Origin of the sequence: Roseateles sp., from assembly GCF_047654785.1 — a bacterium.
In the GTDB taxonomy this organism is placed as follows: Bacteria; Pseudomonadota; Gammaproteobacteria; order Burkholderiales; family Burkholderiaceae_C; genus Pelomonas.
Window position 1 is genome coordinate 173,492 of the sequence record NZ_JASGKQ010000001.1, and the last position, 25,604, is coordinate 199,095.

The following is a 25,604-nucleotide window of genomic DNA, read 5'->3' on the forward strand; positions in this document are numbered from 1 at the left end:
TCTCCTTCAGGTTGGGGATGGGGGTTTTCGTCAGTTCAACAGCGCCGCCAGGCGCGACAGGTCCAGTGCGGCGATGGCGTCGCGCATCGGCTGGGCGTAGGCGGGGTTGTTCGGATGGGTGCTGGCGCAGACCGTCAGCAGCTGGATGCGCGTGCGGTTGCGGGCGTCCCATGGGAAGGCGGGGTCGAGCTTCACCAGCCGCTTCAGCGCCCGGCCGGCTTCGCCCGCGCCGGGCAGGCGGTGGCGGCCGGTGCCCAGGCGGTAGGGCTCGGCGAGCTGCCCGGCGCTCATGCCGGCGCGGGTGCGGCGCAGGTCGTCCAGTTCGTCCGCGAGTTGCTGGCGGACGCGGGCGAGTTGCGCGTGGTGGCCTGCCTCGCCGGCCTTGCGCTGGCGGGCGACCGCCAGCAGTGTGTCGGCGGCCCGGGCGTTCTGCGGGCGGATCTGCGCGGCCCGGCGCTCGGCGGCGGCGAGGTCGAAGGGCTGGAGCGCCTGCGCATGGCGGCGGTCCCAGTCGGCGAGCCGGCGCTGCTGCTCGCGCTCGAAGTAGTCCAGCATCTCGCCCACCGTGACCGGCACCCACGGCAGGCGGCCCTCCGGCGCGATGACGGCGCAGTCGTGGAACACCGGCCAGCCCTGCAGGGGCTCGCCGCGCTCGCCTTCGAGGTAGGCCGTGAGTTGCTCGTCGTGCGCCCAGCGGTTCATCGTCGCCAGCGGCGCGTTGATGAAGACGCTGAAGCCGGCGCGCGGGCCGATGCGCTGGGCCGCCTGGGCGTGGATGTCGCAGCCGTCGCCCGTCCAGGTCTTCGGGCCGAAGCCCTGGGCGTGGATGACGGCCTCGCGCGGCCGGCGCTGCGGTGCGTCGGAGTCCAGCACCGCGCGGGTGATGCGCAGGCGCACGTCGGGCAGCGCCAGCAGGCCGGCATTGGCGCGCGCCTGGGTCTCGAACTGGTCCATGGCCGCGTGCAGCGGCTTGAACGCGGCGTGGTGGACCGGCAGGCCGTCGGTGCTGATGGGCTCGGCGGCCGGGGCGGCCAAGCAGGCCGCGGCGCGCGCGCTGTCGGCGCACAGCAGCGCCAGCGTGAAGAGCAGGGAGGGGTGCTTCATTGAGCGGGTGGATCGGCGGGAGACAGGCAGCGGACTGTGGCTGGCCTGCGCCCGGCGCGCTGCTAGATGTCGGCTAAGGACTTGTTAAGTCTTTGCTAACCTTCCGCGCTCCGTTGCCGAACCCTTGCCGATGGCCCGTCTGCCCGAACCCTGGATCGCCCACCTGAAGCGCGGCGTCACGCTGCGCGTGGGCTCCAGCACGCCCGAGGGGCGGCCGGAGCTGCACGTCGGCCACGGCATCTGGGTGCTGCCCGACGGCCGCGTCGAGTTACTGGTGCGCCGCGTGCCGGGCGCCGAACTGCTGGCCGCGATCACCGCGACCGGCCGCGTCGCGGTGTCGGCCGGCGAGCCCGCCAGTTACCGCGTGCTGCACGTGAAGGGCGTGGACGCCGAGGTGCTGCCCACCGGCGACGCGCAGTGGGCGCAGTTCCAGCCGGGCTTCGAGGCCTGGCTGCGGCAGATCGAGCGCTTCGGCGCCGACCGCCGCCACGTGCTGGCCATCCTGGGCGACCTCACCCCGGCCGACATGGGCTGCGTGCGCTTCACGCCGCTGGCCGCCTGGGACCAGACCCCCGGTCCCGGCGCGGGCCAGGCCATCGAGTTGCTGCCATGAGCGACGTCACCGCACGGGCCGACCGCCGCGGGCTCAAGCTGCGCGACGTGCGCCGCCTGCTCGAAGGCGTGATCCCGCCGTCGATGTGCTCGGTGGCGGCCGACGGCATGCCGCACGTCAACTACCTGTCGCACGTCGAGTACGTGGACGACGAGCACGTCGCGCTGACCTACCAGTTCCTGAACCGCGCGCGCGCCAACGTGCTGGCCACTGGCCGCGTCGCGGTCAGCGTGGAAGACCCGGTCACCGGTGTCTCCGTGCTGCTGCAACTGCGCTACGAGCGCACCGACACCGAGGGCCCGGTGTTCGAGCGCCTGCGCGCCAAGCTCGCCGGCATCGCCGCGCAGACGGGCATGGAGCGCGTGTTCCTGCTGCGCGGCGCGGACGTGTACCGCGTCGAGTCGCTGCGCAAGCTGGACCCCGCCTGCCCGCTGCCCGCGCTGCAGCCGCGCTGCGACCTCGCCGCCGGCGTGCGCGCCTTGAGCGAGCGGCTGAGCGAGGCGCCGGACCTGCACGGCCTGCTGCAAGCCTTCATCGACGGCCTGCGGCACGAGCTGCGCATCGGCCACGCCATCGTCTGGCTGCTGGACGAGCGGCGGCAGGGCCTCTACACGCTTGCCAGCCTCGGCTACGAGCAGGCCGGCAGCGGCTCCGAGCTGCCGCTGGCCGAGGCCGGCCTGGCCGGCGTGGCGCTGCGCGAGAACGTGCCCATCCGCATCGGCCACATGAGCCAGATGTACCGCTACGGCCTGTCCTGGCGCACCCGAGCCGAGCAACTCGGCCTGCAGGCCGCGATGGCCGACACCATCCCCCTGCCCGGCCTCGCGACCCCCTGCAGCCAGCTCGCCGTGCCGCTGCGTGCGCGCGGCCGCGCGGTGGGCGTGCTGCTGGTGGAGAGCGAGCGCGACCAGTTCTTCGGCTACGACGACGAGGATGCGCTGGCCGCCGTCGGCGCCCAGCTGGCCCAGGGCCTGGCGGCGCTGGGCGCGCAGGAGCTGGAGGCCGTGCCCGCGGTGCCGGCCGCGCCCGCCGCCTCCGCCGCGGCCGGCGAGGTGCTGCGCGTGCGCCACTACCCGCGCGACCACAGCGTCTTCGTCAACGACCAGTACCTCATCAAGGGCGTGGCCGGCGCCATCATCGCCAAGCTGGTGCGGGACCAGATCGACACCGGCCGCCAGGGCTTCAGCACCCGCGAACTGCGTCTGGCCGGTGACGACCTGCGCCTGCCCGAGGTGCAGGACAACCTGGGCGTGCGCCTGCTGCTGCTGGAGCGCCGCCTGGCCGAGCGCGACGTCGGCCTGCGCATCGAGCGCAGCGGGCGGGGGCAGTACCGGCTGGTCGCCCGCGGGCCGCTGCGCCTGGTCGTCGAGGGGCCGGGCTGAACTTCAGCCTTCGGCGATGCGCCGCGCCAGGTGCGCGAGCGCCTCTTCCACCTGATCGACCAGCACCAGGCACAGGTCGCCCGGCCGCAGGCGCTCCAGTGCGCGGTCGATGGCGGTGAACTCGCCGACGATCTCCTCGACGTGCGTCGTGCGCGAGGCGCCTTCGAGCCCGGCGCGCAGCAGCGCGACGACCTCGCCGGCCGCGCGGCCGCGCTGGCAGGCGTCTTCGTACAGGATGACCTCGTCGAACGCGGCGCCGAGGATCTCGGTCTGCACGCGGATGTCCTCGTCGCGCCGGTCGCCCGCGCCGCTGATGACGACCACGCGCTTGTTCGCCGGCATCGCCGACACGGCGCCCACCAGCGCCTTCATCGCGTCGCCGTTGTGGCCGTAGTCGGCGATGACGGTCGCGCCGCGGTGGTCCATCACGTTGAAGCGGCCGGGCGCGTTGTCGGCGTCGTTGGCGAAGCTGCCGGCGCCGCGGCGGATGGTGTCCCAGTCCAGCCCCACGCCCCACGCGGCGGCGACGGCGGCCATCGCGTTCTCGACCTGGAAGCCGATGACGCCGCCGCGCGTCAGCGGGATGTCGCGCAGCGGGATGCTCTCGCGCCAGGCGCCCTGCGCGGCGACGAGCTGGTCGCCGTCCACGTAGACGCAGCGCTTGCCCTGCGCGCGGTGCGTGGCCATGACCGGGTGGTGGCGGTCGGCCGCGAAGTAGATGACCTGGCCCGGGCACACGGCGGCCATCGCGGCCGTCAGCGGGTCGGTGGCGTTCAGCACCGCGAAGCCGGTGGGCGCCACGTTCTGCACGATGACGCGTTTGACCAGCACCAGGTCCTCGGCCGTGTGCAGGAAGTTCATGCCGAGGTGGTCGCCCGCGCCGAGGTTGGTGACCACGGCGACCTGGCAGCGGTCGAAGCCCAGCCCCTCGCGCAGGATGCCGCCGCGCGCCGTCTCCAGCACGGCGGCTTCCACGTCCGGGTGCATCAGCACGTTGCGCGCGCTCTTGGGGCCGGAGCAGTCGCCGCTGTCGATCTGGCGGCCGTCCACGTAGACGCCGTCGGTGTTGGTCATGCCCACCTTGAGGCCGCAGCTGGCGAACAGGTGCGCGATCAGCCGCGTGACGGTGGTCTTGCCGTTGGTCCCGGTGACGGCGACGACCGGCACGCGGCCGTCCTCGGCCCGGGTGCCGGCGCCGAACAGGTGGTTGACGATGGCCTCGCCGACGTTGCGGCCCTTGCCGAAGCTCGGGCTCAGGTGCATGCGCAGCCCCGGCGCGGCGTTGACCTCGACGATGCCGCCGTTGATCTCCTCCAGCGGCCGCAGCACGCTCTCGGCCACCACGTCCACGCCGCAGACGTGCAGGCCGACCACCTGCGCCGCGGCGATGGCGCGCGCGGCCACCTCGGGGTGGACGTCGTCCGTCACGTCGGTGGCGGTGCCGCCGGTGGACAGGTTGGCGTTGTTGCGCAGGATCACGCGCTGGCCCTTGTCGGGCACGGACTCGGGCGTCAGCCCCTGCTGCGTGAGCCGCGCGACGGCGATGTCGTCGAAGCGGATCTTGGTCAGCGAGGTCGCGTGGCCGTCGCCGCGGCGCGGGTCGGCGTTGACCTTGTCCACCAGCTGCTTGACGGTGTGCCGGCCGTCGCCGATGACGTGCGGCGGGTCGCGGCGCGCGGCGGCGATGAGCTTGTCGCCGACGACGAGCAGCCGGTAGTCGCCGCCCGGCAGGAACTTCTCGACCATGACCTGGCCGATCTCGTCCGCCGCCTTGTAGGCCAGCGCCAGCCCCTCGCGCGTCGTCACGTTGACGGTGACGCCCTTGCCCTGGTTGCCGTCCTGCGGCTTGACGACGACGGGCAGGCCGATCTCCTCGGCCAGCGCCCAGGCGTCGTCCACCGAGTCCACCGGCCGGCCGGTGGGCACCGGCACGCCGGCCGCCTGCAGCAGGCGCTTGCACAGGTCCTTGTCCTGCGCGATGGACTCGCTGACGGCGCTGGTCGCGTCCACCTCGGCGGCCCAGATGCGGCGCTGCTTGGCGCCCCAGCCGAACTGCACCAGGCTGCCCTGCGTGAGCCGGCGGAACGGGATGCCGCGCGCCAGCGCCGCGTCGACGATGGCGCCGGTGGACGGGCCGAGGCGGATGTCCTCGTCCAGCTCGCGCAGCGCGCCGAGTACCGCGTCGGCATCGAACCCGCCGCCGCCCAGCGCGGCCTCGACGAGCTTGACCGCGTGCTCGAACGCGAGGCGGCCGACGTCCTCCTCGCTGTACTCGACGACGATCTGGTAGGTGCCGGCCTCGGGCGTCACGTGGGTCTGGCTGAAGGTGACCGGGCAGCCGGCCTGGGCCTGCAGCGCCAGCGTGGCCTGCTCCAGCACCTGGGCCAGCGAGGCGTCGGCGCGCAGCTCGCCGATGGTCGGGAAGAGCCGGCGCAGGCTGGCCTCGAAGCCGGGCAGCCGCTCCAGCGAGCGTTCGGCCTCGCTGCAGTGCACGACGGCCTCCAGGGTCGTGTGGCGGCTCCACATGTTGGGGCCGCGCAGCGCGCGGGTGCGGGAAACGTCCATGGTGTGTGGGGGTGGGTTGGCGTCAGGCCAGGTGGAGGTCGGGGACGAAGGTGTCCAGGCCGGCGGCGATCAGCTCGGGCGAGATGCCCAGCGCCCAGGCCGCGGCGACGGCGGCCAGCAGCGTGGGGGCGTCCACCGGCGTGGCGCCGAAGCGGTGCAGCAGCGCGTCGATGTTGGCGCCGGGCGTCTCGGCCGGGCCCCGCGCGAGCACGGCCGCGCCGCCGCGCAGGAACACCGCGCGGCCGCCGCGGTCGCGGTGCTGGCGCAGCGCGTCCAGCGCGCCGTCCTCGGCGTAGAGGACGACCTCGCCGTCGCTCAGCCCGGCCATGTCCACCAGGCGCGGATGGGCCGCGTGCAGCACGCTGGCGCCGTCGCCCAGCACCACGTCGACCTGGGTGCGCAGCACCTTGTAGAGCTGGTCGGTGTCGTGCACGTCGAAGTCGGCCAGGGCCTCGATGCCGTCCAGGTCGGTGACGACGCCGACGGCGGCGCGGTCGTAGGCCAGGCCGTCGCGCAGGATGGCGGCGGCGTCGTTCTCGACGACGACGGCGTTGACGCCGCGGTTCATCAGCAGGCGGTGAGCGGCGTCCCAGCGGGCGCTGTCGCGCTTCTCGACGCGGCGGGTGCCGAGGAACAGCCCGTCGCGGCAGGCCAGGCCGACGTGGCGGCCGTTCAGGTGCAGCAGCCAGGCGACCAGGCGCGCGACGATGCGCCCGCCGCGCGAGCCGGCCACGCCGACGATGGGGATGCGGCCGGTCTCGTCCTCGGCGAACAGGTGGTCGATGATGGCCTGGCCCACCGGCTGCGGCGCGCCGCCGGCCGGCTTCAGGTGCATCAGCAGCCCCGGGCCGGCGTTCACCTCGACGATGGCGCCGCCGGTCTCGGCCAGCGGCCGGGCGATGTCTTCGGTGACGAGGTCCACGCCCGCGATGTCCAGCCCCACGGTGCGCGCGGCCAGCGACACGGCGTGCGCGACCTCGGGGTGGACGTCGGGCGTGCAGTCGATGGCGACGTTGCCGTTGCGCTGGATCAGCACCGCCTTGCCGGCCGGCGGCACGCCGTCGGGCGCGAAGCCCTGGCGCTGCAGGTCCAGCAGCACGACCGGGTCTTCGCCGAGCGTGATGCGGTTCAGCGGGAAGTCTTCCGTCAGGCCGCGGCGCGGGTCGGTGTTGATCTGCAGGTCGACCAGCTCGGCCACGGTGTGCTGGCCGTCGCCGTGTACCCAGGCCGCCTCGCCGCGCGCGGCGGCGACGACCCGGCCGCCCACCACCAGCACGCGGTGCTCATTGCCGCGGATGTAGCGCTCCACCAGCACGGCCGAGCCCTCGGCGTCGGCCAGCTGGAAGGCGGCGTGGCAGTCGGCCTCGCTGGCGATGTCCAGCGTGACGCCGCGGCCGTGGTTGCCGTCGCTGGGCTTGACGACGACCGGCAGGCCGATGTCCTGCGCGGCCTCCCAGGCCTCGGCGGCGGTCTTGGCCTCGCGGCCCTCGGGCACGGGCACGCCGACGGCCTTCAGCAGCGTCTTGGTCAGGTCCTTGTCGCCGGCGATGCCCTCGGCGATGGCGCTGGTCATGTCGGTCTCGGCCGTCCAGATGCGGCGCTGGCGCGCGCCGTGGCCCAGCTGCACCAGGTTGCCGTCGTTCAGGCGGATGTGCGGGATGCGGCGGTCGGTCGCGGCGGCGACGATGGCCGCGGTGGACGGGCCCAGGTAGCAGTCGTCCAGCTTGTCGCGCAGGCGGGCCGTGGCCGCGGCGACGTCGAAGGGCCGGTCGTTGATCATGGCCATGATGAGCGCATGGCCCTCGGCCAGCGCGGCGCGGGCGACCTGCTCGTCCCGCGCGCGGAACACCATGCGGTAGACGCCGCGCCGGCTGGTGCTGCGCGTCTGGCCGAAGCCGGTGGGCATGCCGGCCTGGTTCAGCAGCTCGATGACGATGTGCTCCAGCACATGGCCCATCCAGGTGCCGCCGCGCAGCCGCTCGATGAAGCCGCCGCGCTCGCCGACGCCGCAGTGGTGCTCCACCAGCGCGGGCAGCGCGGCGATGAGCCGGTCGTTGAAGCCGGGCAGCAGGTGGGAGGGGTGGTCCTCCAGCTCGCCCAGGTCCAGCCACACCTCCAGCACCGGCCGGTAGGTCCACATATTGGGCCCGCGCAGGTAGTTGATGCGCAGCAGGCGGATGTCGTTCATCTGGCTCATGGAGCGTGGCGGGTGAGGGGGTTGTACGGGGCGCGGGGCATTGTGCGCTGAAGCTATGGCGGAGAATTCCGGCCGTCCGCAAGTGCCAGGAACCCCATGCAAGCCCCTTCTTCCGACGCAGCGCCCCATCCCCGCGCAGCCGCCCTCGACGGGCAGCTGCAGGCTGGCGAGAACGCGGTGGCCCTGCTGGCGGTTGACCTGGACGCGCACGGCCGCTTCGCCGACGGCCTCGTCGCGCTGACGACGCAGCGCCTGCTGGCCTTCGAGCCGGCCACCGGCGCCTGGACCGCGCATGCGCTGGCCCCGGGCCAGAGCCTCAGGCTCAGCGACCACGGCGGCCTGGCCTTCCTGGAGCTGTTCGACGCCCGCCGCCGCCTGGCGCGCTGGCGCTTCACGCTGGCCGGCAACCCGGCGGCCGTGCGGCTGGTGGACGCCTTCGAGCGCGAGCTGCAGCGGCTGTCGGGCGCGGCGCCGCAGCCGCACGAGGATGAGGGCGAGGACGCGGCGTTCGACTTCGGCGAGGCCGGCGCGCCGCCCAGCACCTGGGTGCTGCTGCGGCTGTGGCGCTTCGCGCGGCCCTACCAGGGCCAGCTGCTGCTCGGCTTCGCGCTGATGCTGGGCGCGACCGGCGCGACGCTGGTGTCGCCCTACCTGACCATGCCGCTGATGGACCAGGTGCTGATCCCGTTCCAGAACGGCCAGGCCATCGACCCCCACCTCGTCACGCTGCTGCTGGGCGGGCTGCTGGGCGCGGCGCTGTGCTCGTGGCTGCTGGGCTGGGCCAAGACCTATCTGCTGTCGCTGGTGTCGGAGCGCATCGCCGCCGATTTGCGGACGGCCACCTTCGAGCACCTGCTGAGCCTGTCGCTGGAGTACTTCGGCAACAAGCGCACCGGCGACCTGATGGCGCGCATCGGCTCCGAGACCGACCGCATCAGCGTGTTCCTGAGCCTGCATGCGCTGGACTTCATCACCGACGTGCTGATGCTGGGCATGACGGCCGTCATCCTGTTCAGCATCCATCCCGGCCTGGCGCTGGCCACGCTGGTGCCGCTGCCCTTCATCGCCTGGCTGATCCACCTGGTGCGCGACCGGCTGCGCACCGGCTTCGAGAAGATCGACCGCGTCTGGGGCGAGATCACCAACGTGCTGGCCGACACCATCCCCGGCATCCGCGTCGTCAAGGCCTTCGCGCAGGAGGCCCGCGAGGCGCGCCGCTTCAAGGAGGCGAACGCGAAGAACCTGCTGGTCAACGACCGGCTGAACAAGACCTGGAGCCTGTTCACCCCCACCGTCGCGCTGCTGACCGAGATGGGCCTGCTGGTGGTGTGGGGCATCGGCATCTGGCTGATCGCGCACCAGAGCATCACGGTGGGCGTGCTGACGGCCTTCCTCGCCTACATCGGCCGCTTCTACGCGCGGCTGGACTCGATGAGCCGCATCGTCTCCGTCACGCAGAAGGCCGCGGCCGGCGCCAAGCGCATCTTCGACATCCTGGACCACGTCTCCAACGTGCCCGACCCGGTCAACCCGCAGCCGCTCGAGCGCGCCACCGGCGCGATCTCGCTGCAGGGCGTGAACTTCCGCTACGGCTCGCGCTCGGTGATCCGCTCGCTGAACCTGGACATCCGCCCCGGCGAGATGGTGGGCCTGGTGGGCCACAGCGGCTCGGGCAAGAGCACGCTGGTGAACCTGATCTGCCGCTTCTACGACGTGACCGAGGGCGCCATCAAGGTGGACGGCGTGGACCTGCGCCGCGTCAGGGTGGCCGACTACCGGCGCCACATCGGCCTGGTGCTGCAGGAGCCCTTTTTGTTCTTCGGCACCATCGCCGAGAACATCGCCTACGGCAAGCCGGATGCGACACGGGACGAGATCGTCGCCGCCGCGCGCGCCGCGCATGCGCACGAGTTCATCCTGCGCCTGCCGCACGGCTACGACAGCCTGGTGGGCGAGCGCGGCCAGGGCCTGTCGGGCGGCGAGCGCCAGCGCATCAGCATCGCCCGCGCGCTGCTGATCGACCCGGCCATCCTGATCCTCGACGAGGCGACCTCGGCGGTGGACACCGAGACCGAGAAGGAGATCCAGCGCGCGCTGGACAACCTCGTGAAGGGCCGCACGACCATCGCCATCGCGCACCGGCTCTCGACGCTGCGCAAGGCCGACCGCCTGGTGGTGATGGACCGCGGCGAGATCGTCGAACTCGGGCCGCACGACGAGCTGATCGCGCTGCAGGGCCACTACTGGCGGCTGTGGGAGGCGCAGGCGCGGCGCGTCGATGCCGAGGCCGCCGACGATGGCGGCCTGCTGGTGGTGGCGCCCAACCCCAGCGCCCACACGGAGAACGCATGAACAGCCTGCCCTTGCGCGACCTGCAGCTGGACGGCCACGGCCGGCTGGTGCTGACCGACCTGGACGGCGTGGCCCACGTGGGCGTCACGCCGGTGCGCGCCCACCCGCTCTCGGCGCCCGACGAAGGCGTGTCGCTGGTCGGCACGCACGGCCACGAGCTGGCCTGGGTGCCGCGCCTGTCCACGCTGCCCGAGGGCCCGCGCCGGCTGCTGGAGGCGGAGCTGGCCGCGCGCGAGTTCCACCCGGTGCTGAAGCGGCTGGTCTCGGTGAGCACCTTCGCGACGCCCAGCACCTGGCGCGTCGAGACCGACCGCGGCGAGGTCGACTTCGTGCTGAAGAGCGAGGAAGACATCCGCCGGCTGGACGAGGGCCGGCTGCTGATCACCTCCAGCCACGGCCTGCAGCTGCAGCTGCCCGACCGCTGGGCGCTGGACAGGCACTCCAAGCGGCTGCTGGAGCGGTTCCTGTGAAAAGCATCGCGCGCCCTCGAGGGGCGCGCGATGCGTGCAGAGGGGCTTATTCGCCCATCTGCGACTGCAGGTAGTTCTGCTCGCCGACCTTGCCGACCAGCTCCAGCTGGGTTTCGAGGTGGTCGATGTGCTCCTCGGTGTCGTCCAGGATCTTCACGAACAGATCGCGGGACACGTAGTCGCGCACCTGCTCGCAGTAGGCGACGGCTTCCTTCAGGTGCACGTGCGAGGCGCGTTCGATGACGAGGTCGCAGCGCATGGTCTCCACGGCGTCCTCGCCGATGTAGAGCTTGCCCAGGTCCTGCAGGTTGGGCAGGCCCTCCAGCGTCAGCACGCGCTCGATCAGCTGGTCGGCGTGCTTCATCTCCTCGATGGACTCCTCGTACTCGTGCTTGGCCATCTTCATCAGGCCCCAGTTCTTCAGCATGCGGGCATGCAGGAAGTACTGGTTGATGGCGGTCAGCTCCAGCTTCAGCTGGGCGTTGAGGTGGGCGATGACTTGGGTGTCGCCTTTCATGGGGGAGCTCCGGAACGTGAAATCGGCCCGCAGTATCCCCAGGGAATGCCCCTCAGCAAAACCGCTCTTTTTGCAAATGAGAGCGATTCGCATTAGACTGCCGCCCATGATTGTCTGCGTCTGCCACCGCGTCTCCGACCGTGACATTGCGATCGCCGCCTCCAGCGGCTGCCCGAATTTCGAGGCGCTGCAGGACGATTTGCGCGTGGCGACGGCCTGCGGCGCCTGCCACGACTGCGCCTGCGCCGTCTTCGAGGAAAGCCGCGTGCAGGGCGGCGGAACCCATGTCCGCAGCATCGCCATCGTGCCCCAGGCGATGATGGCCGCCTGAGCGGCTACAATCCCACGTTCCGGTCGGCGCCCGCTGGCCGGGTCTCTGTCTGATCTTGAGTGTTGTGTTTTGCCGCAGCCGCTCGGGCTGAAGGCGAATTTGATCCAACGACACCAAGGAAATTTTTCATGAGCACCATGCAATCCGGCATCGTCAAGTGGTTTGACGACGGCAAGGGCTTCGGCTTCATCACGCCCGCCGACGGCGGCAAGGACCTGTTCGCCCACCACAGCGAAATCAAGAACAACGGCGGCTTCCGCACGCTGGCCGAAGGCGCGCAGGTCGAGTTCGAAGTGAAGCAGGGCCCCAAGGGCCTGCAGGCCGCGAACATCCGCGCGCTGTAAACCGCGCCCGGCCCGGCGCCACGGCCCGCTCTTCGAGCGGGCTTTGTGCTTTCTGGGCCGTCGCCACGACAATCCACCGCCTCGAACCAGCCCTCCGGGCCTGCTTCGCCCCCGGTCTCCGGACCGCGAGCGCGGGGCGGCCCGGCGCCACCGACATGTCCGCACTGCCCGCCACGCCGCCGAAGGCGCTGACCGCCTACCGCCCGTTCTGGGCCAAGCGCTTCGGCCCCGCGCCCTTCCTGCCGATGAGCCGGCAGGAGATGGAGCAGCTCGGCTGGGATTCCTGCGACATCGTCATCGTCACCGGCGACGCCTACGTCGACCACCCCAGCTTCGGCATGGCCGTCATCGGCCGCACGCTGGAGGCGCAGGGCTTCCGCGTCGGCATCATCGCGCAGCCCGACTGGCAGAGCGCCGACGCCTTCAAGGCGCTTGGCAAGCCCAACCTGTTCTTCGGCGTCGCGGCCGGCAACATGGATTCGATGATCAACCGCTACACGGCCGATCGGAAAATCCGCAGCGACGACGCCTACACGCCCGGCGGCCAGGGCGGCCGCCGCCCCGACCGCGCGACGCTGGTCTACACGCAGCGCTGCCAGGAGGCCTTCAAGGACGTGCCGGTCGTCATCGGCGGCATCGAGGCCTCGCTGCGCCGCATCGCCCACTACGACTACTGGCAGGACAAGGTGCGCCGCTCCGTGCTCGTGGACAGCAAGGCCGACCTGCTGTGCTACGGCAACGCCGAGCGCGCCATCATCGAGATCGCGCACCGCCTCGCGCGCCGCGAGCCCATCGAGGCGCTGACCGACGTGCGCGGCACCGCCTTCATGCGCCGCACGGGCGACCCGACGGCCGAGGGCTGGTTCGAGCTGGACTCCACCGAGGTGGACCGCCCCGGCCGCATCGACGAGCTGATCAGCCCCTACCAGGAGATCAAGCAGGACGCCTGCGCCACCGAGCCGGACGCGCCCCAGCCCATCAGGATCCACAAGACCGGCCGCATCACGATGCCGCCGCGCGAGCGCACCGTCGTGCGCCTGCCGGCCTACGAGGTGGTCAAGAGCGACCCGGTGCTCTACGCCCATGCCAACCGCGTTCTGCACCTGGAGACCAACCCCGGCAACGCGCGCGCGCTGGTGCAGCGCCACGGCGAGCGCGACCTCTGGATCAACCCGCCGCCGCTGCCGCTGAGCACGCCGGAGATGGACCACGTCTTCGACCTGCCCTATGCGCGCAGCCCGCACCCCAGCTATGCGGACGAGCACGGCGGCCACGACGGCGCGACCAAGATCCCCGCGTGGGAAATGATCCGCTTCAGCGTCAACATCATGCGCGGCTGCTTCGGCGGCTGCACCTTCTGCTCGATCACCGAGCACGAGGGCCGCATCATCCAGAGCCGCTCGGAGGACTCCGTGATCCGCGAGATCGAGGAGATGCGCGACAAGGTCAAGGGCTTCACCGGCATCGTGTCGGACCTCGGCGGCCCGACGGCCAACATGTACCGCATCGGCTGCAAGAGCCCCGAGATCGAGGCCGCCTGCCGCAAGCCCAGCTGCGTCTACCCGGGCATCTGCCCGAACCTGAACACCAGCCATGACCCGCTGATCAGGATGTACCGCCGTGCCCGCGCGCTGCCGGGCGTCAAGAAGATCCTGATCGGCTCCGGCCTGCGCTACGACCTGGCCGTGCAGTCGCCCGAGTACGTGAAGGAGCTGGTCACCCACCACGTCGGCGGCTACCTGAAGATCGCGCCCGAGCACACCGAGGCCGGCCCGCTGTCCAAGATGATGAAGCCGGGCATCGGCACCTACGACCGCTTCAAGCAGATGTTCGAGGCCGCCAGCGCCGCGGCCGGCAAGAAGCAGTACCTGATCCCCTACTTCATCGCCGCCCACCCCGGCACCCGCGACGAGGACATGATGAACCTCGCCGTCTGGCTCAAGCGCAACGGCTTCCGCGCCGACCAGGTGCAGACCTTCTACCCGAGCCCGATGGCGACCGCGACGGCGATGTACCACTCGGGGCTCAACCCGCTGAAGGGCATCAGCCGCGACGAGGCGCGCGGCGAGCGCGTGGACATCGTGCGCGGCGAGCGCCGCCGCCGGCTGCACAAGGCCTTCCTGCGCTACCACGACGCGAACAACTGGCCGCTGCTGCGCGAGGCGCTCAAGGCCATGGGCCGCGCCGACCTGATCGGCAACGGCCGGCACCACCTGATCCCCAGCTACCAGCCGCTCACCGACGGCAGCTACGACAGCGCGCGCCGCAAGAACTCGACGGCCGCGCCCGCGAAGCCCGCCACGCCGCGCAAGGGCCAGCTGCTGACCGCGCACACCGGCCTGCCGCCGCGCGTGACCGGCGCGGCGCGCAGCGGCGGCCCGCGTCCGGGCAAACCCGGTAAGCGTTGACACGCAGAGCGGGACATTTGCCCGCGCTTTTCGTGATGACGGGCCTGAGGATGCACTACGCTTGCGCCTCCTGACCGACGAGGGCGGCCACCGCGCAGGCCGCCTGTGCCTGGAGCCCTTCCTCCCATGCAAGAACTGCCTGCCGCGGACGACGACCTGCTGGAACTGCTCGACGAGCCCGAGCACGGCGACGCGGAACGCTGCTCGCACGACCGGCCCTGGCGCGTCCTCATCGTCGATGACGACGGCGACGTCCACAAGGCCACCGAGCTGGCGATGCAGGGCCTCACCGTCGAGGGCCAGCCGCTGGTCTTCCTGCACGCCTCGTCGGCCGCGCAGGCGCGCCAGCTGCTGGCCAGCGAGGGCGACCTCGCCGTCGTGCTGCTGGACGTCGTCATGGAGAGCGAGGACGCCGGCCTGCAGCTCGTGCACCACATCCGCGACGAGCTGCGGCTGAACGCCGTGCGCATCGTGCTGCGCACCGGCCAGCCCGGCTACGCGCCGGAGATCGAGACGGTGCAGGCCTATGACATCAACGACTACAAGACCAAGTCCGAGCTGACCCGCACGCGGCTGTACACCGTGCTGACGGCGGCCGTGCGCTCCTACCGCCAGATCCGCGCGCTGGAGGCCAACCGGCGCGGGCTGGAGATGATCGTCGAGAGCAGCACCGCGCTGTCGCGCATGCGCGGCCTCTCGCGCTTCGCCGAAGGCGTGGTCACGCAGCTGTGCGCACTGCTGGGCATCCTGCCGGAGGGCCTGGTGTGCGCGCAGCTCAGCGGCGAGACGGGCGGCGAGGTGCGCATCGTCGCCGCCGCCGGCCAGTACAGCGGCCTGATCGACCGGCCGCTGGCGCAGGTGCAGATCGCCGCGGTGCGCGAGCGCCTGGAGCGCTGCCTGGCCCGCCGGGAGAACATCTACGACGACGGCACCTGCCTGTACTTCGGCATGGGCCAGGGCCGCGCGATGGCCGCGCTGGTGGACGTGGGCCGCGAGCTCGACGAGCTGGACCAGCAGCTGCTGCGCGCCTTCTGTTCCAACATCGCCGTCGGTTTCGAGAACGTCGTGCTGTACAGCCAGCTGCTGGACCAGGCCTACAACGACCCGCTGCTGCGCCTGCCCAACCGCAACCGCTTCGTCGAGCTGCTCGACAAGAACCTGAAGGACCCGCAGGGCGTCACGCTCGCGCTGGTGGACATCGACGACTTCTCCGACATCAACGACGCCTTCGGCCACCACTTCGGCGACCAGGTGCTGCAGGCCGTGGTGCAGCGCATGAGCGAGATGCTGGGCCTGGACACCGCGATGGCCCGCGTCGGCGCCGACACCTTCGGCGTGCTGGGCGAGCACGCCACCGTCTGCCCGGAGCGGGTGCAGGCCGTGTTCGCCGAGTCCTTCGTCGTCGCGGGCGAACGGCTGCAGCTGTCGGCCACCACCGGGCTGGTGCGGCTGGGCGAGTCCACCGCCGTCGGCTCCGAGCTGCTGCTGGACGCGCAGATCGCGCTGAAGCGCGCCAAGCAGCGGCAGCGCGGCTCGTCGCAGTACTTCTCCGCCGCGATGGGCAGCGACGCGCGCGAGCGCTTCAAGCTGCTCAAGGGCCTGCGCACCGGCTTCGAGGAGAGCCGGCTGTTCGTCGTCTACCAGCCGCAGGTGGACCTGGAGAGCCGCCGCGTCATCGGCGCCGAGGCGCTGCTGCGCTGGCGCACCGACGAGGGCCACTACATCGCGCCTGACCAGTTCATCCCGCTGGCCGAGCAGAGCGGCCTGATCATCCCGATCGGCGAGTTCGTCATGCGCACGGCCTGCCACCAGCTCCGCAAGCTGCAGGCCCAGGGTCACGCCCATTTCCGCATGGCCGTCAACATCTCGATGGCGCAGTTCCGCCACCCGGGCTTCCTGGACATGCTGGCCCGCGCGCTGGAGGACTGCGGCGTCAGCGGCCAGAACATCGAGCTGGAGATCACCGAGTCCATGGCCATGGAGGACGCCGAGCTGGTGCAGCGCGTGCTGGCCGACATCAAGCACCTGGGCTTCTCGGTGGCCATCGACGACTTCGGCACCGGCTTCTCGTCCCTGAGCCAGCTGCGCCAGCTGCACGTGGACCGCCTCAAGATCGACCGCGCCTTCGTGCAGGAGGCGCAGGCCTCGTCGGCCGGCTCCACCATCGCGCAGATGGTCGTCAACCTCGGCCACGGCCTCGGGCTGGCCGTCATCGCCGAGGGCATCGAGACCGAGGCGCAGCGCCAGTACCTGATGGCGCTGGGCTGCCGCGAAGGCCAGGGCTGGCTGTTCGCCAAGCCGCTGCCAGCCGACGAGCTCGAAGCCTGGATGACGCGCTGAATACCGGCTGCGGGCCGGCCGCCGCACGATGTGCCTGCTGTTCCGTGCCGGTTGAGGCGCAGCCGCGCCAGCGGCACTCCGGGAGTCTATCCCTAGCCCAGCGGGGATGCCGGCGCGCGTCGGCCGCCCGATGATGTGGCGTGTCGTTGCCGCACCTTCGGCGACCCCAATGGGAGGACATCCATGCAAATCATCCGACGCTTGATGGCGTTGTGTCTGTTCGCCTGCACGTTGGCCGCGTTCTCGACGGGCGTGCGAGCGGCACCCGTGCAATTCCAGGCCAGTGGGCTTGCTGCGCTGGGGCCGTCGGCGCTGCTGGCGCTGGACTTCATCGACGGCGATGGTCCGTCCAACCAGATCACCACCTTCGGCTATGCCAGCGACGGCACGCTGGCGCTGCAGTCGCTGACCGGCGGCGCCAGCGGCAGCCCGGGCTCGGTGCTGGCGTTGCAGGACACCAGCTTCTTCAACGAGGCGCTGCTGCTGCTGGGCCAGGCCAACACGCTGAGCTTCCGCTTCGACGCCAGCGCCCATGCGCCGGCCGCGGTCGGCTTCGCCGACGCGTTCTCGGCGTTCCTGCTGGATGCGGTGACGGGGCTGTCGCTCATCGAGACCGACGACCCCACCGGCGCGAACGCGCTGCTGCTCTTCGTCATCGACGGCAGCGGGGCCGGGCTACTGCAGGTGTATGGCCAGGTCGCCGGCCCGGCCATCGCCTGGCAGGCGGAGCCGGTGGATGCCAATGCGGTGCCCGAGCCGTCGCCGGCCGCGCTGGTCCTGCTGGCGCTGGTCGCGTTGGCCCTGGCCTGCCGCCCGGCCGCACGGCGCGCGGCGCTGGCGGCGGCACTGGCGCTCGGGGCGGGCATCGCCGCGGCGGCCGACCTGGGCGCCAGCGTGCAGATCACGCGCTCCGGTTTCGTGCTGAACCGCACGAGCAACACCTACGACACCCAGGTCACCGTGCGCAATACCTCCGCCGACGCGCTGCTCGGCCCGCTGCGCCTGGTGCTCGACTCGGCCACACCCGCCAACGTCACGCTCTACAACAGCTACGGCAAGACGGCGACGGGCGCCGACTACCTCGTGCTGCCGCTGCCCACGGGCACGCTCGCGCCGGGGGGCTCGACGACAGGCATCGTCAAGCTGATCAACATTGGCCAGGCCGTCGCGCAGGTCGCCTTCGGCGTGCAGGGCGAGCGGCTGGCCGCTGCGCAGGCCGTCACGCTGAACGTCAGTGCAGCCTATGCGGCCGGCCCCAACGGCGACCAGGCCGGCGCCGCCGTGGGTGCGGGCTGGACGGTGCGGGTCGATGGCGTCGTGCGCGGCGTCACCGACGCCACCGGCAAGCTGACGCTGCAGGCGCCTGCGACGGCCACGCTGGTCGGCGTCGAGCAGGCGCCCAGTTCGGCCGGCAGCGTGGTGCTGCCGCCGCTGTCGCCGGGCCAGCCGCGCAACGTGCAGGTGCTCGTGGACGACGGCAAGGAAATCGCCGGCGAAGGCCTGCTGCGCTTCGACCAGGTGCAGCAGTTGCTGCTGCCGCGCCATGCGACGCGCGTCTCGCTGCGTTTCCTGAAGGACGAGCAGCCGATCCGGCTGGGCAGCTTGAACTGGGTCTCGCTGGCCGACGTCACCGGCAACCAGTTCAACCTCTCCAGCCTGTTCGCCGTGCAGGCCGACGGCATCGTGTCCGCGACGCCGGCGGCCTTCTTCCAGGCGCTGGCCGGCAAGGCCGGCCGGCTGGCGCTGAACGTCAACGGCAACGATGCCGGCGGCCAGGTGTTCGACGGCACGGCGGTCTTCCACATCGCCGACTACCGCGTGCGCATCCAACTGCAGGCACCGCCGTCGCAGCCCGCCCTGGCGCTGGCCGGCGTGCGGCTGACCGGCCAGGTGCTGAACACCGACATCCGCTTCAGCGCCCAGTCCGACGCCAGTGGCTACGTGGTGCTGCCCGACCTGCCGGCCGGCAACCTCAGCCTGAACGCGAGCACCAGCGCCGGCGGCATTGTCTATGGCGGCGTTGGCACGGCCGCCATCAACGCGAACGCGCTGATCCGCCTGACGCTGCGCGGCCCGCAGGACGTGCTGAACAACGTGCCGCCGATCGCCGTCGGCCCGCTGCCACCGGGTGCGCTGTCCCAGCCGGGCCTGAACGGTCTGGCCGCGCCGGGCAGCGCCGAGCGGCCGATCTTCTCGGTCGCCGAGCAGCAAACCCGTGCCGAACTGGCCGCGCGCTCGCGTCCGCTGCCGCCGCCGCGCAAGGCCGCCGCCGCCGACCCGGTGCCGCAGGTGTCGGTGTCCGCCAACGCCGCGGCGCTGAACCAGATCGTGCAGAGCACGGCGCAGCTCAGCGTCAAGAAAGGCCTCAAGAAAGCCACGCTGAAGTACACGGTCTACACCGCCGAATATCCCCATTACGTATTGCAGCAGAGCATCTACAACGACGTATGGAGCGTTTCCGTGCTGGGTGGCGATGGCAGCACGCTGTTCGACATCACGCGCCAGATCAACTCCCAGTTGTCCCAGGAGCCCGTGTGGCAGAGCAACGGCTCGACCGGCGAGATCAAACAGGACATTGACGTGTCCGCGCTGACCGCCGCGGCCGACGCCACGCTGATCCTGCGCGCGACGGCCGTCAACATCGGCGATGAACAGTTGCCGACGATGGCCAGCGCGACGCTGGAGGCGTCCGAACCCCTCATCATCGACAAGATCACGCCCAGCGCGATGCCGGCGAACACGGCCAACGACGGCAGCTACTACAGCATCCCGCGCAGCGGCGCCACCAACACGCTGGCACGCAGCTTCACGCTGGACGTCACCAAGCCCAGCGGCGCGACGCTGACCGGCGTCAGCCTGGAACTGCGCGACGCCAACGGCGCCGCGCTGATGACGGTGGTTCAGGAAGCGGCACCGGGCTCGGCCGACATCGCCGTGCTCAGCGAAACCGACACCAGCGTGCAACTGCGCGTGCGCGGAACCATCGCCAATCCGGCCTCCACGATCGCCGGCACGCCGCCGCCGACGCGCGACCTGACCTACCACTTCGTCGTCAAGGGCAAGGACAGCCAGGGCGGCGACATCCGCGACGAGAAGGACGCCAGCGGCAAGCGCTCGCTGTGGCGCATGCCCGACGGCCTGGGACGCTATGGCGCCCGTGACGCCGGTGGCGACGACTGGGCGGCGCGCGGCACCTACAACTGGCTGGCCACCAATACGGCGCTGCTGAGCGAGATCAACGATGTATCCGGCGAGCATGGCCGCAACCTCTCTCACCAGACGCACGCCCGCGGCACCGACATCGATATGTTCCATTTCTACCGCTTCCCTGGCGTCACGACGGCGCCTGGCGGTGGGGCGGCCAACCACACGGCGCTGCGCGACGGCATCGTGCTGGCCTTCCAGACGGTCGGCGTGCAGAACCCGCCGGCAGCCGCGACGGCCGCGCTGAACCGCGTGACGGCCTGGCTGCAGGCCACGCGCAACGGCCTGACCGCCATCGCCGCGCGGCCCGAGGTGTCGCAGGTCATCCATTGCCGCGGCCAGGCCGCAGGCGGCATGGCGGGCGGCTGGTGTGACACGCTGCTGCGCACCGGCGCGGTCACGCGCACCGTCACCCTGCCGAACACGGCGCCGCAGACACAGACGCTCAACGTCGCCGGCGCTTACGCCAACGCCAAGATGCTGAACAACGATGTGCACAACGACCACATCCACATTACGTTGAACCCCGGCCAGATCGGCGAATGAGATGGCCCCGGCAGCGGGCCTAAACTGGCCGGCCCCGTTGCCTGCCAGGAGCGTCCATGAGCCTCGCCAAGATCCTCGTCGCCCAGGGCGGCGGCCCGACCGCCGTCATCAACCAGAGCCTCGTCGGCGTCGTGCTCGAGGCGCGCCGCCAGGCCGGCGTGGCGGCCGTCTACGGCGCGCGCCACGGCGTGCGTGGCATCGTCAACGAGGACTTCGTCGACCTCGCGCAGGAGACCAGCCACAACCTGGAACTGGTGGCCGGCACCCCCGCCTCGGCGCTGGGCTCCACGCGCGACAAGCCCGATGCCGCCTACTGCCACGAGATCTTCACCGTGCTGCAGGCGCACGGCATCACGCACTTCTTCTACATCGGCGGCAACGATTCGTCGGACACCGTGCGCATCGTCTCGGAAGAGGCCGCTGCTGCGGGCTACCCGCTGCGCTGCATCCACATCCCCAAGACCATCGACAACGATCTCGTCGGCAACGACCACACGCCCGGCTACGCGTCCGCGGCGCGCTTCGTCGCCCAGGCCTTTGCCGGCGCCAACCTCGACAACGCGGCGCTGCCGGGCGTCTATGTCGGCGTCGTCATGGGCCGCCACGCCGGCTTCCTGACCGCGGCCGCCGCTTTGGGCAAGAAGTTCGACGACGACGGCCCGCACCTGATCTACCTGCCCGAGCGCGACTTCGACATCGACCGCTTCCTGCGCGACGTGAAGGCCATGCACGCGCGCTACGGCCGCTGCGTCATCGCCGTCAGCGAGGGCATCCACGACGCGGCCGGCACGCCGATGCTGTCGCGCCTGGCCGGCGACCTGGAGCGCGACGCGCATGGCAACGTGCAGCTCAGCGGCACCGGCGCGCTGGCCGACCTGCTGTGCGAGGAGATCAAGAGCAGGCTCGGCATCAAGCGCGTGCGCGGCGACACCTTCGGCTACCTGCAGCGCAGCTTCCTCGGCTGCGTCAGCGACATGGACGCGCGCGAGGCCCGCGAGGTCGGCGAGAAGGCCGTGCAGTACGCCTTCCACGGCGACCGCGACGGCTCGGTGGCCATCAAGCGCGTGGGCTACTACTCGGTGGACTACGAGCTGCTGCCGCTGGCCGCCGTGGCCGGCAAGACGCGCACGATGGAAGACCACTTCATCAACGACAGCGGCACCGACGTGACCGACGCCTTCCGGCTGTACCTGCGCCCGCTGCTGGGCTCGCGCCTGCCGGACGCGTTCCGGCTGCGGCCGAACCCGGTGGCCAAGGTGCTGAACCGGGGTTGATTCAGCCTAAATCCGGCAGTTGGGCATGCAGCGGTGCTCACCGAAGTGCTGATCTCCGCATGGGCGACAAGGTGTTGAAACATCAGCGCTTTCGATGAATGGCAAGCGGTCAACTGCCGGATTTAGAGCGGCTAACACAACCCTGTCATCGTCAGGCGGTTGAAGTGCGTTTGACGGTACATGGGTCGAACCAAGAACAAGGAAATCAGCGCGGCGCTGTTCAAGAAGATTGAGCCACTGCTGCCGGTATTCGTGCCCTCGGTCAAGGGCGGTCGTCCACGGGTGAGCGACGAGATGGCTCTGAACGGCATCCTGTTCGTGCTGCGCACCGGCATCCCCTGGGAAGAGTTGCCCCAGGAACTGGGCTTCGGCAGTGGCATGACCTGCTGGCGGCGACTGCGCCAATGGCAGGATGCCGGTGTGTGGCACCAATTGCATATGCTGTTGTTGGCCGAACTGCGTAGCGCCGGGCGGCTGGACTTCAGCCGAGCCAGCCTGGACGGGGCCAGCGTGCCCAGCCCCCGGGGGGCTCGCACACTGGCCCCAACCCCACGGACAGAGGAAAACTCGGCAGCAAACGTCACATCATCACGGACCGCCAGGGCATCCCGCTGATGTTCTGCGTGACCGGAGCCAACCGCCACGACTCGGTGGTCTTCGAGCAGTTGATCGATGCCTTGCCCGATGTGCGAGGAAAGCGTGGAAAGCCGCGCCGCTGGCCCGACAAGCTGCACGCGGACAAGGGCTACGACTTTGCACGCTGTCGGGAGCACCTCAAGCGCCGAGGCATCCAGGATCGGATCGCCCGCAGGGGTATCGAGCGCAACGACCGACTCGGGTGCCATCGCTGGGTCGTCGAACGCACGCATGCTTGGCTGGCCGCCTTCGGCAAGCTGCGCGTGCGTTTCGAGCGAAGCGTTCATACCCATGTGGCCTTGCTATCCCTGGCGTGCAGCGTCATCTGCGTGCGAGCATTGATTCAGTTTTGTTAGCCGCTCTTAGGCTCAGCCGCGCCTGGCCAGCAGCGCCCGCGCGACGCGCGACGCCGGCGGGCGGCCCAGCACGCCGGAGATGAAGGCGCCGGCATCCACCAGCCGGTCGAGGTCCACGCCGGTGTCGATGCCCAGGCCGTCGAGCATGAATACCACGTCCTCGGTCGCCACGTTGCCGGTCGCGCCCTTGGCATAGGGGCAGCCACCCAGGCCCGCCACGCTGGCGTGGAAGCTGTGCAGGCCGAGTTCCAGGCAGGCGTAGATGTTGGTCAGCGCCTGGCCATAGGTGTCGTGGAAATGGCCGGACACCTCCGCGAGCGGGAAGTGCTTCAGCGCCCGCTCCATCGCCGCCTGCACCTTGCGCGGCGTGCCGACGCCGATGGTGTCGGCGATGTCGATCGCATCCACACCCAGTTCGCGCAGCGGCTTCACGACCGCCTCCACCTGGCCGGGGCCGATGTCGCCCTCGTAGGGGCAGCCCAGCGCGCAGGACAGCGCCGCGCGCACCTTCACGCCGGCCGCATGCGCGCCCGCGACGACCGGCGCGAAGCGCTCTAGGCTCTCGGCGATGGAGCAGTTGATGTTCTTCTGCGTGAAGGCCTCGCTGGCCGCCGTGAAGACGAGGATCTCGTCGGGCTTGCTTGCCAGCGCCGGCTCCAGCCCCTTCAGGTTGGGCACCAGCACCGAGTAGCGCACGCCCGGCCTGCGTTCGATCGCCGCCATCACGGCCGCGTTGTCGCCCATCTGCGGCACCCACTTCGGGCTGACGAAGCTGGTGACCTCGATCTCGGTCAGCCCGGCGTCCTGCAGCATCGCCACGAGCTGCGCCTTGTGCTCGGTGGCGACGTTCTCCTTCTCGTTCTGCAAGCCGTCGCGTGGGCCGACGTCGAGGAGCTTGACGTGCGAGGGCAGCGTGGCCATGTCAGCCCTCCAGCCTCAGCAACTCGGCACCATCGCCCACTTGGTCGCCCACCGCGAACAGCAGCTCGGCGACCTTGCCGTCGCGCGGCGCCGAGATGGTGTGCTCCATCTTCATCGCCTCCATGACGGCCAGCGGCTGACCCTGGGTCACGGCGTCGCCGGGTTGGGCGAGGAAGGCGATCAGCTTGCCGGGCATGGGCGCCGTCAGCCGGCCGCCCTCGGCGGGGCTATCGCCGGCATGGGCGATCAGGTCCACCTCGGTCAGGACGGCCGAGCCGGTGGGCGCGAAGACGGCGATGCGCTCGCCCTGGGCATAGGTCTTCACACGGACGCGGTCGGCGTCGAGGAAGAGCTCGTGCGTCTCGGCGTCGCTCGATTGCACGGCGAACTCGATGGCCTCGCCCGCGACGGTCAGCGTCATGCCGCCGCGGTGGTGGCGGGACAGCAGCACCTCGTGGTGGGCCTCGCCCTGCGCCAGGTCGAAACGGCGCGTGGCCGCGCCGAACATCCGCCAGCCGTCGCGGGCGCTCCACGGGTCGGTGCCCTGCGTTGCCGCTTCCACGGCCAGCGTGTGGGCGACGACGGCGGCCGCGCCGACGCACAGCGGCAGGCTCGGCTGGTCGAACAGCGCGGCGCGTTCGCGCTCGATGAGGCCGGTGTCGAGGTCGGCGCCCGCGAACGAGGCGGTCGCTGCGCAGCGGCGCAGGAAGGCGACATTGGTGTGCAGGCCGACGATGTGGGTGTCGCGCAGCGCCGCGTCCAGCCGGGCCAGCGCCTGCGCGCGGTCCTCGCCCCAGACGATGAGCTTGGCGATCATCGAGTCGTAGTAGGGGCTGATCGCGTCGCCCTCGCGCACGCCGGCATCAATCCGAACCGGGCCGCGCTCGAAGGCCACGTGCGCCGGCCAGCGCGCCACGTCCAGCGTCCCGGTGGCGGGCAGGAAGCCGCCGTCCGGGTTCTCGGCGCAGATGCGGGCCTCGATGGCGTGGCCGTGCATGCGCAGTTCGTGCTGCTTCAGCGGCAGCGGCTGGCCGGCTGCGACGCGCAACTGCCACTCCACGAGATCCTGGCCAGTGATCGCCTCGGTGACCGGGTGCTCCACCTGCAGCCGCGTGTTCATCTCCATGAAGTAGAAGCGGCCGTCCTGCTCGGCGATGAACTCCACCGTGCCCGCGCCGACATAACCGACCGCCTTGGCGGCGACCACGGCGGCCTCGCCCATCTGCGCGCGGCGCTCCGGCGTCATGCCGGGTGCGGGGGCTTCCTCCAGCACCTTCTGGTGGCGGCGCTGCACGGAGCAGTCGCGCTCGAACAGGTAGACGCAATCGCCCTGCGTGTCGCCGAACACCTGGATCTCGATGTGGCGCGGGCGCTGCACGTAGCGCTCGATCAGCACCGCGTCATCGCCGAAGCTGTTGCTGGCCTCGCGCTTGCACGAGGCCAGCGCCGCGTCGAACTCGCCGGCCGCGTAGACCGCGCGCATGCCCTTGCCGCCGCCGCCCGCGCTGGCCTTGATGAGCACGGGGTAGCCGATGCGGTCGGCCTCGCGTTTCAGCAGCGCCGGGTCCTGGTCGGCACCGTGGTAGCCCGGCACCAGCGGCACGCCGGCCGCTTCCATCAGTCGCTTGGATTCGGCCTTCAGTCCCATGGCCAGGATGGCGCCCGGCGGCGGGCCGATGAAGACGACGCCGGCCTCGGCGCAGGCTTGCGCGAACGCCTCGTTCTCGGACAGGAAGCCGTAGCCCGGGTGGACGGCCTGCGCGCCGGTGCGCCGGGCGGCGTCGAGGATGCGCTCCCATTGCAGATAGGAGTCGCGCGGCGCCGGGCCGCCGATGTGGACGGCTTCGTCGCAGGCCTTGACGTGCTGCGCATCGGCATCGGCCTCGGAGTAGACGGCGACGGTCTGGATGCCGAGCCGCTTCGCAGTGGCCGCGACGCGGCAGGCGATCTCGCCGCGATTGGCGATCAGGATCTTCTTGAACATTCGGAGTCTCCTCAGCCGTCTTCTTGTGGATTCGGGATCGGGGTGCGCCGTGGCTCGGTA

General features: G+C 71.0%; 17 protein-coding genes. 11 read left to right on the forward strand and 6 right to left on the reverse strand.

Annotated features, from left to right (window positions below; all coding sequences use genetic code 11):
• Nucleotides 1-30: 30 nt before the first annotated feature.
• Nucleotides 31-1,104 carry a hypothetical protein gene (locus tag QM788_RS00845; RefSeq protein ID WP_415659594.1) on the reverse strand — a complete coding sequence of 358 codons (1,074 nt, stop codon included), beginning with the start codon at nt 1,102-1,104 and terminating at the stop codon, nt 31-33.
• 130 nt (nt 1,105-1,234) lie between these two features.
• Here QM788_RS00845 and QM788_RS00850 point away from each other — a divergent pair, with 130 nt between their 5' ends.
• Nucleotides 1,235-1,717, forward strand: coding sequence for a hypothetical protein (locus tag QM788_RS00850; protein WP_415659595.1), 483 nt, complete (start codon nt 1,235-1,237; stop codon nt 1,715-1,717).
• Nucleotides 1,714-3,099 carry a GAF domain-containing protein gene (locus QM788_RS00855; RefSeq protein WP_415659596.1) on the forward strand — a complete coding sequence of 462 codons (1,386 nt, stop codon included), beginning with the start codon at nt 1,714-1,716 and terminating at the stop codon, nt 3,097-3,099. The genes QM788_RS00850 and QM788_RS00855 overlap by 4 nt, the downstream gene beginning before the upstream one ends.
• A gap of 3 nt (nt 3,100-3,102) precedes the next feature.
• Here QM788_RS00855 and cphA (QM788_RS00860) read toward each other — a convergent pair whose 3' ends face one another.
• Both cphA (QM788_RS00860) and cphA (QM788_RS00865) read right to left on the reverse strand, forming a co-directional pair.
• Nucleotides 3,103-5,664 carry a cyanophycin synthetase gene (gene cphA, locus QM788_RS00860; RefSeq protein WP_415659597.1) on the reverse strand — a complete coding sequence of 854 codons (2,562 nt, stop codon included), beginning with the start codon at nt 5,662-5,664 and terminating at the stop codon, nt 3,103-3,105.
• A gap of 22 nt (nt 5,665-5,686) precedes the next feature.
• Nucleotides 5,687-7,861: a cyanophycin synthetase gene (cphA, locus tag QM788_RS00865; protein ID WP_415659598.1), complete on the reverse strand. Its 2,175-nt coding sequence runs from the start codon at nt 7,859-7,861 to the stop codon at nt 5,687-5,689.
• Nucleotides 7,862-7,957: 96 nt separating this feature from the next.
• Here cphA (QM788_RS00865) and QM788_RS00870 point away from each other — a divergent pair, with 96 nt between their 5' ends.
• Both QM788_RS00870 and QM788_RS00875 read left to right on the forward strand, forming a co-directional pair.
• A complete protein-coding gene (locus QM788_RS00870) occupies nt 7,958-10,213 on the forward strand; it encodes an ABC transporter ATP-binding protein (RefSeq protein WP_415659599.1) in 2,256 nt (751 codons plus the stop codon).
• On the forward strand, nt 10,210-10,683 hold the full coding sequence (locus QM788_RS00875) for a DUF1854 domain-containing protein (RefSeq protein WP_415659600.1): 474 nt from the start codon (nt 10,210-10,212) through the stop codon (nt 10,681-10,683). The genes QM788_RS00870 and QM788_RS00875 overlap by 4 nt, the downstream gene beginning before the upstream one ends.
• 46 nt (nt 10,684-10,729) lie before the next feature.
• On the opposite strand, the gene bfr is transcribed toward QM788_RS00875, so the two are convergent.
• Nucleotides 10,730-11,200, reverse strand: a complete 471-nt coding sequence (gene bfr / locus QM788_RS00880; RefSeq protein ID WP_415659601.1) for a bacterioferritin — start codon at nt 11,198-11,200, stop codon at nt 10,730-10,732.
• Between the two features lie 106 nt (nt 11,201-11,306).
• Here bfr and QM788_RS00885 point away from each other — a divergent pair, with 106 nt between their 5' ends.
• From QM788_RS00885 to QM788_RS00915, 7 genes are all read left to right on the forward strand, one after another.
• A complete protein-coding gene (locus tag QM788_RS00885; protein ID WP_415659602.1) occupies nt 11,307-11,531 on the forward strand; it encodes a bacterioferritin-associated ferredoxin in 225 nt (74 codons plus the stop codon).
• 137 nt (nt 11,532-11,668) lie between these two features.
• Nucleotides 11,669-11,875 (forward strand): cold-shock protein, encoded by a 207-nt coding sequence (locus QM788_RS00890; RefSeq protein WP_199702093.1) that lies wholly within the window; start codon nt 11,669-11,671, stop codon nt 11,873-11,875.
• A gap of 155 nt (nt 11,876-12,030) precedes the next feature.
• Complete coding sequence (locus tag QM788_RS00895) at nt 12,031-14,283, forward strand: YgiQ family radical SAM protein (protein ID WP_415659603.1); 2,253 nt, start codon at nt 12,031-12,033, stop codon at nt 14,281-14,283.
• Nucleotides 14,284-14,409: 126 nt separating this feature from the next.
• Nucleotides 14,410-16,623: a putative bifunctional diguanylate cyclase/phosphodiesterase gene (locus tag QM788_RS00900; protein ID WP_415659604.1), complete on the forward strand. Its 2,214-nt coding sequence runs from the start codon at nt 14,410-14,412 to the stop codon at nt 16,621-16,623.
• Nucleotides 16,624-16,806: 183 nt separating this feature from the next.
• Complete coding sequence (locus QM788_RS00905) at nt 16,807-20,373, forward strand: hypothetical protein (protein WP_415659605.1); 3,567 nt, start codon at nt 16,807-16,809, stop codon at nt 20,371-20,373.
• Nucleotides 20,374-20,429: 56 nt separating this feature from the next.
• Nucleotides 20,430-21,647 carry a 6-phosphofructokinase gene (locus QM788_RS00910; RefSeq protein ID WP_415659606.1) on the forward strand — a complete coding sequence of 406 codons (1,218 nt, stop codon included), beginning with the start codon at nt 20,430-20,432 and terminating at the stop codon, nt 21,645-21,647.
• Between the two features lie 180 nt (nt 21,648-21,827).
• Nucleotides 21,828-22,639 (forward strand): IS5 family transposase gene (locus QM788_RS00915; protein WP_415659607.1). Its coding sequence is split into 2 segments (ribosomal slippage): nt 21,828-22,158 and nt 22,158-22,639, totalling 813 coding nucleotides; the frame shifts between segments, so codons are not numbered across the junction.
• Nucleotides 22,640-22,651: 12 nt separating this feature from the next.
• Here the strand turns inward: QM788_RS00915 and QM788_RS00920 are convergent.
• On the reverse strand, nt 22,652-23,560 hold the full coding sequence (locus QM788_RS00920; protein ID WP_415659608.1) for a hydroxymethylglutaryl-CoA lyase: 909 nt from the start codon (nt 23,558-23,560) through the stop codon (nt 22,652-22,654).
• 1 nt (nt 23,561) lies between these two features.
• Nucleotides 23,562-25,544: a biotin carboxylase N-terminal domain-containing protein gene (locus tag QM788_RS00925; RefSeq protein ID WP_415659609.1), complete on the reverse strand. Its 1,983-nt coding sequence runs from the start codon at nt 25,542-25,544 to the stop codon at nt 23,562-23,564.
• Between the last annotated feature and the right edge of the window lie 60 nt (nt 25,545-25,604).

What these genes read in the sequence shown, in the direction of transcription:
- QM788_RS00870 (WP_415659599.1), top strand. Translation starts at nt 7,958, where the DNA reads ATGCAAGCCCCTTCTTCCGACGCAGCGCCCCATCCCCGCGCAGCCGCC.
- QM788_RS00845 (WP_415659594.1), bottom strand. Translation starts at nt 1,104, where the DNA reads ATGAAGCACCCCTCCCTGCTCTTCACGCTGGCGCTGCTGTGCGCCGAC.
- QM788_RS00905 (WP_415659605.1), top strand. Translation starts at nt 16,807, where the DNA reads ATGCAAATCATCCGACGCTTGATGGCGTTGTGTCTGTTCGCCTGCACG.
- QM788_RS00925 (WP_415659609.1), bottom strand. Translation starts at nt 25,544, where the DNA reads ATGTTCAAGAAGATCCTGATCGCCAATCGCGGCGAGATCGCCTGCCGC.
- QM788_RS00895 (WP_415659603.1), top strand. Translation starts at nt 12,031, where the DNA reads ATGTCCGCACTGCCCGCCACGCCGCCGAAGGCGCTGACCGCCTACCGC.
- QM788_RS00890 (WP_199702093.1), top strand. Translation starts at nt 11,669, where the DNA reads ATGCAATCCGGCATCGTCAAGTGGTTTGACGACGGCAAGGGCTTCGGC.
- QM788_RS00910 (WP_415659606.1), top strand. Translation starts at nt 20,430, where the DNA reads ATGAGCCTCGCCAAGATCCTCGTCGCCCAGGGCGGCGGCCCGACCGCC.
- QM788_RS00855 (WP_415659596.1), top strand. Translation starts at nt 1,714, where the DNA reads ATGAGCGACGTCACCGCACGGGCCGACCGCCGCGGGCTCAAGCTGCGC.
- cphA (WP_415659597.1), bottom strand. Translation starts at nt 5,664, where the DNA reads ATGGACGTTTCCCGCACCCGCGCGCTGCGCGGCCCCAACATGTGGAGC.
- QM788_RS00885 (WP_415659602.1), top strand. Translation starts at nt 11,307, where the DNA reads ATGATTGTCTGCGTCTGCCACCGCGTCTCCGACCGTGACATTGCGATC.
- QM788_RS00850 (WP_415659595.1), top strand. Translation starts at nt 1,235, where the DNA reads ATGGCCCGTCTGCCCGAACCCTGGATCGCCCACCTGAAGCGCGGCGTC.
- QM788_RS00875 (WP_415659600.1), top strand. Translation starts at nt 10,210, where the DNA reads ATGAACAGCCTGCCCTTGCGCGACCTGCAGCTGGACGGCCACGGCCGG.
- QM788_RS00920 (WP_415659608.1), bottom strand. Translation starts at nt 23,560, where the DNA reads ATGGCCACGCTGCCCTCGCACGTCAAGCTCCTCGACGTCGGCCCACGC.
- cphA (WP_415659598.1), bottom strand. Translation starts at nt 7,861, where the DNA reads ATGAGCCAGATGAACGACATCCGCCTGCTGCGCATCAACTACCTGCGC.
- bfr (WP_415659601.1), bottom strand. Translation starts at nt 11,200, where the DNA reads ATGAAAGGCGACACCCAAGTCATCGCCCACCTCAACGCCCAGCTGAAG.
- QM788_RS00900 (WP_415659604.1), top strand. Translation starts at nt 14,410, where the DNA reads ATGCAAGAACTGCCTGCCGCGGACGACGACCTGCTGGAACTGCTCGAC.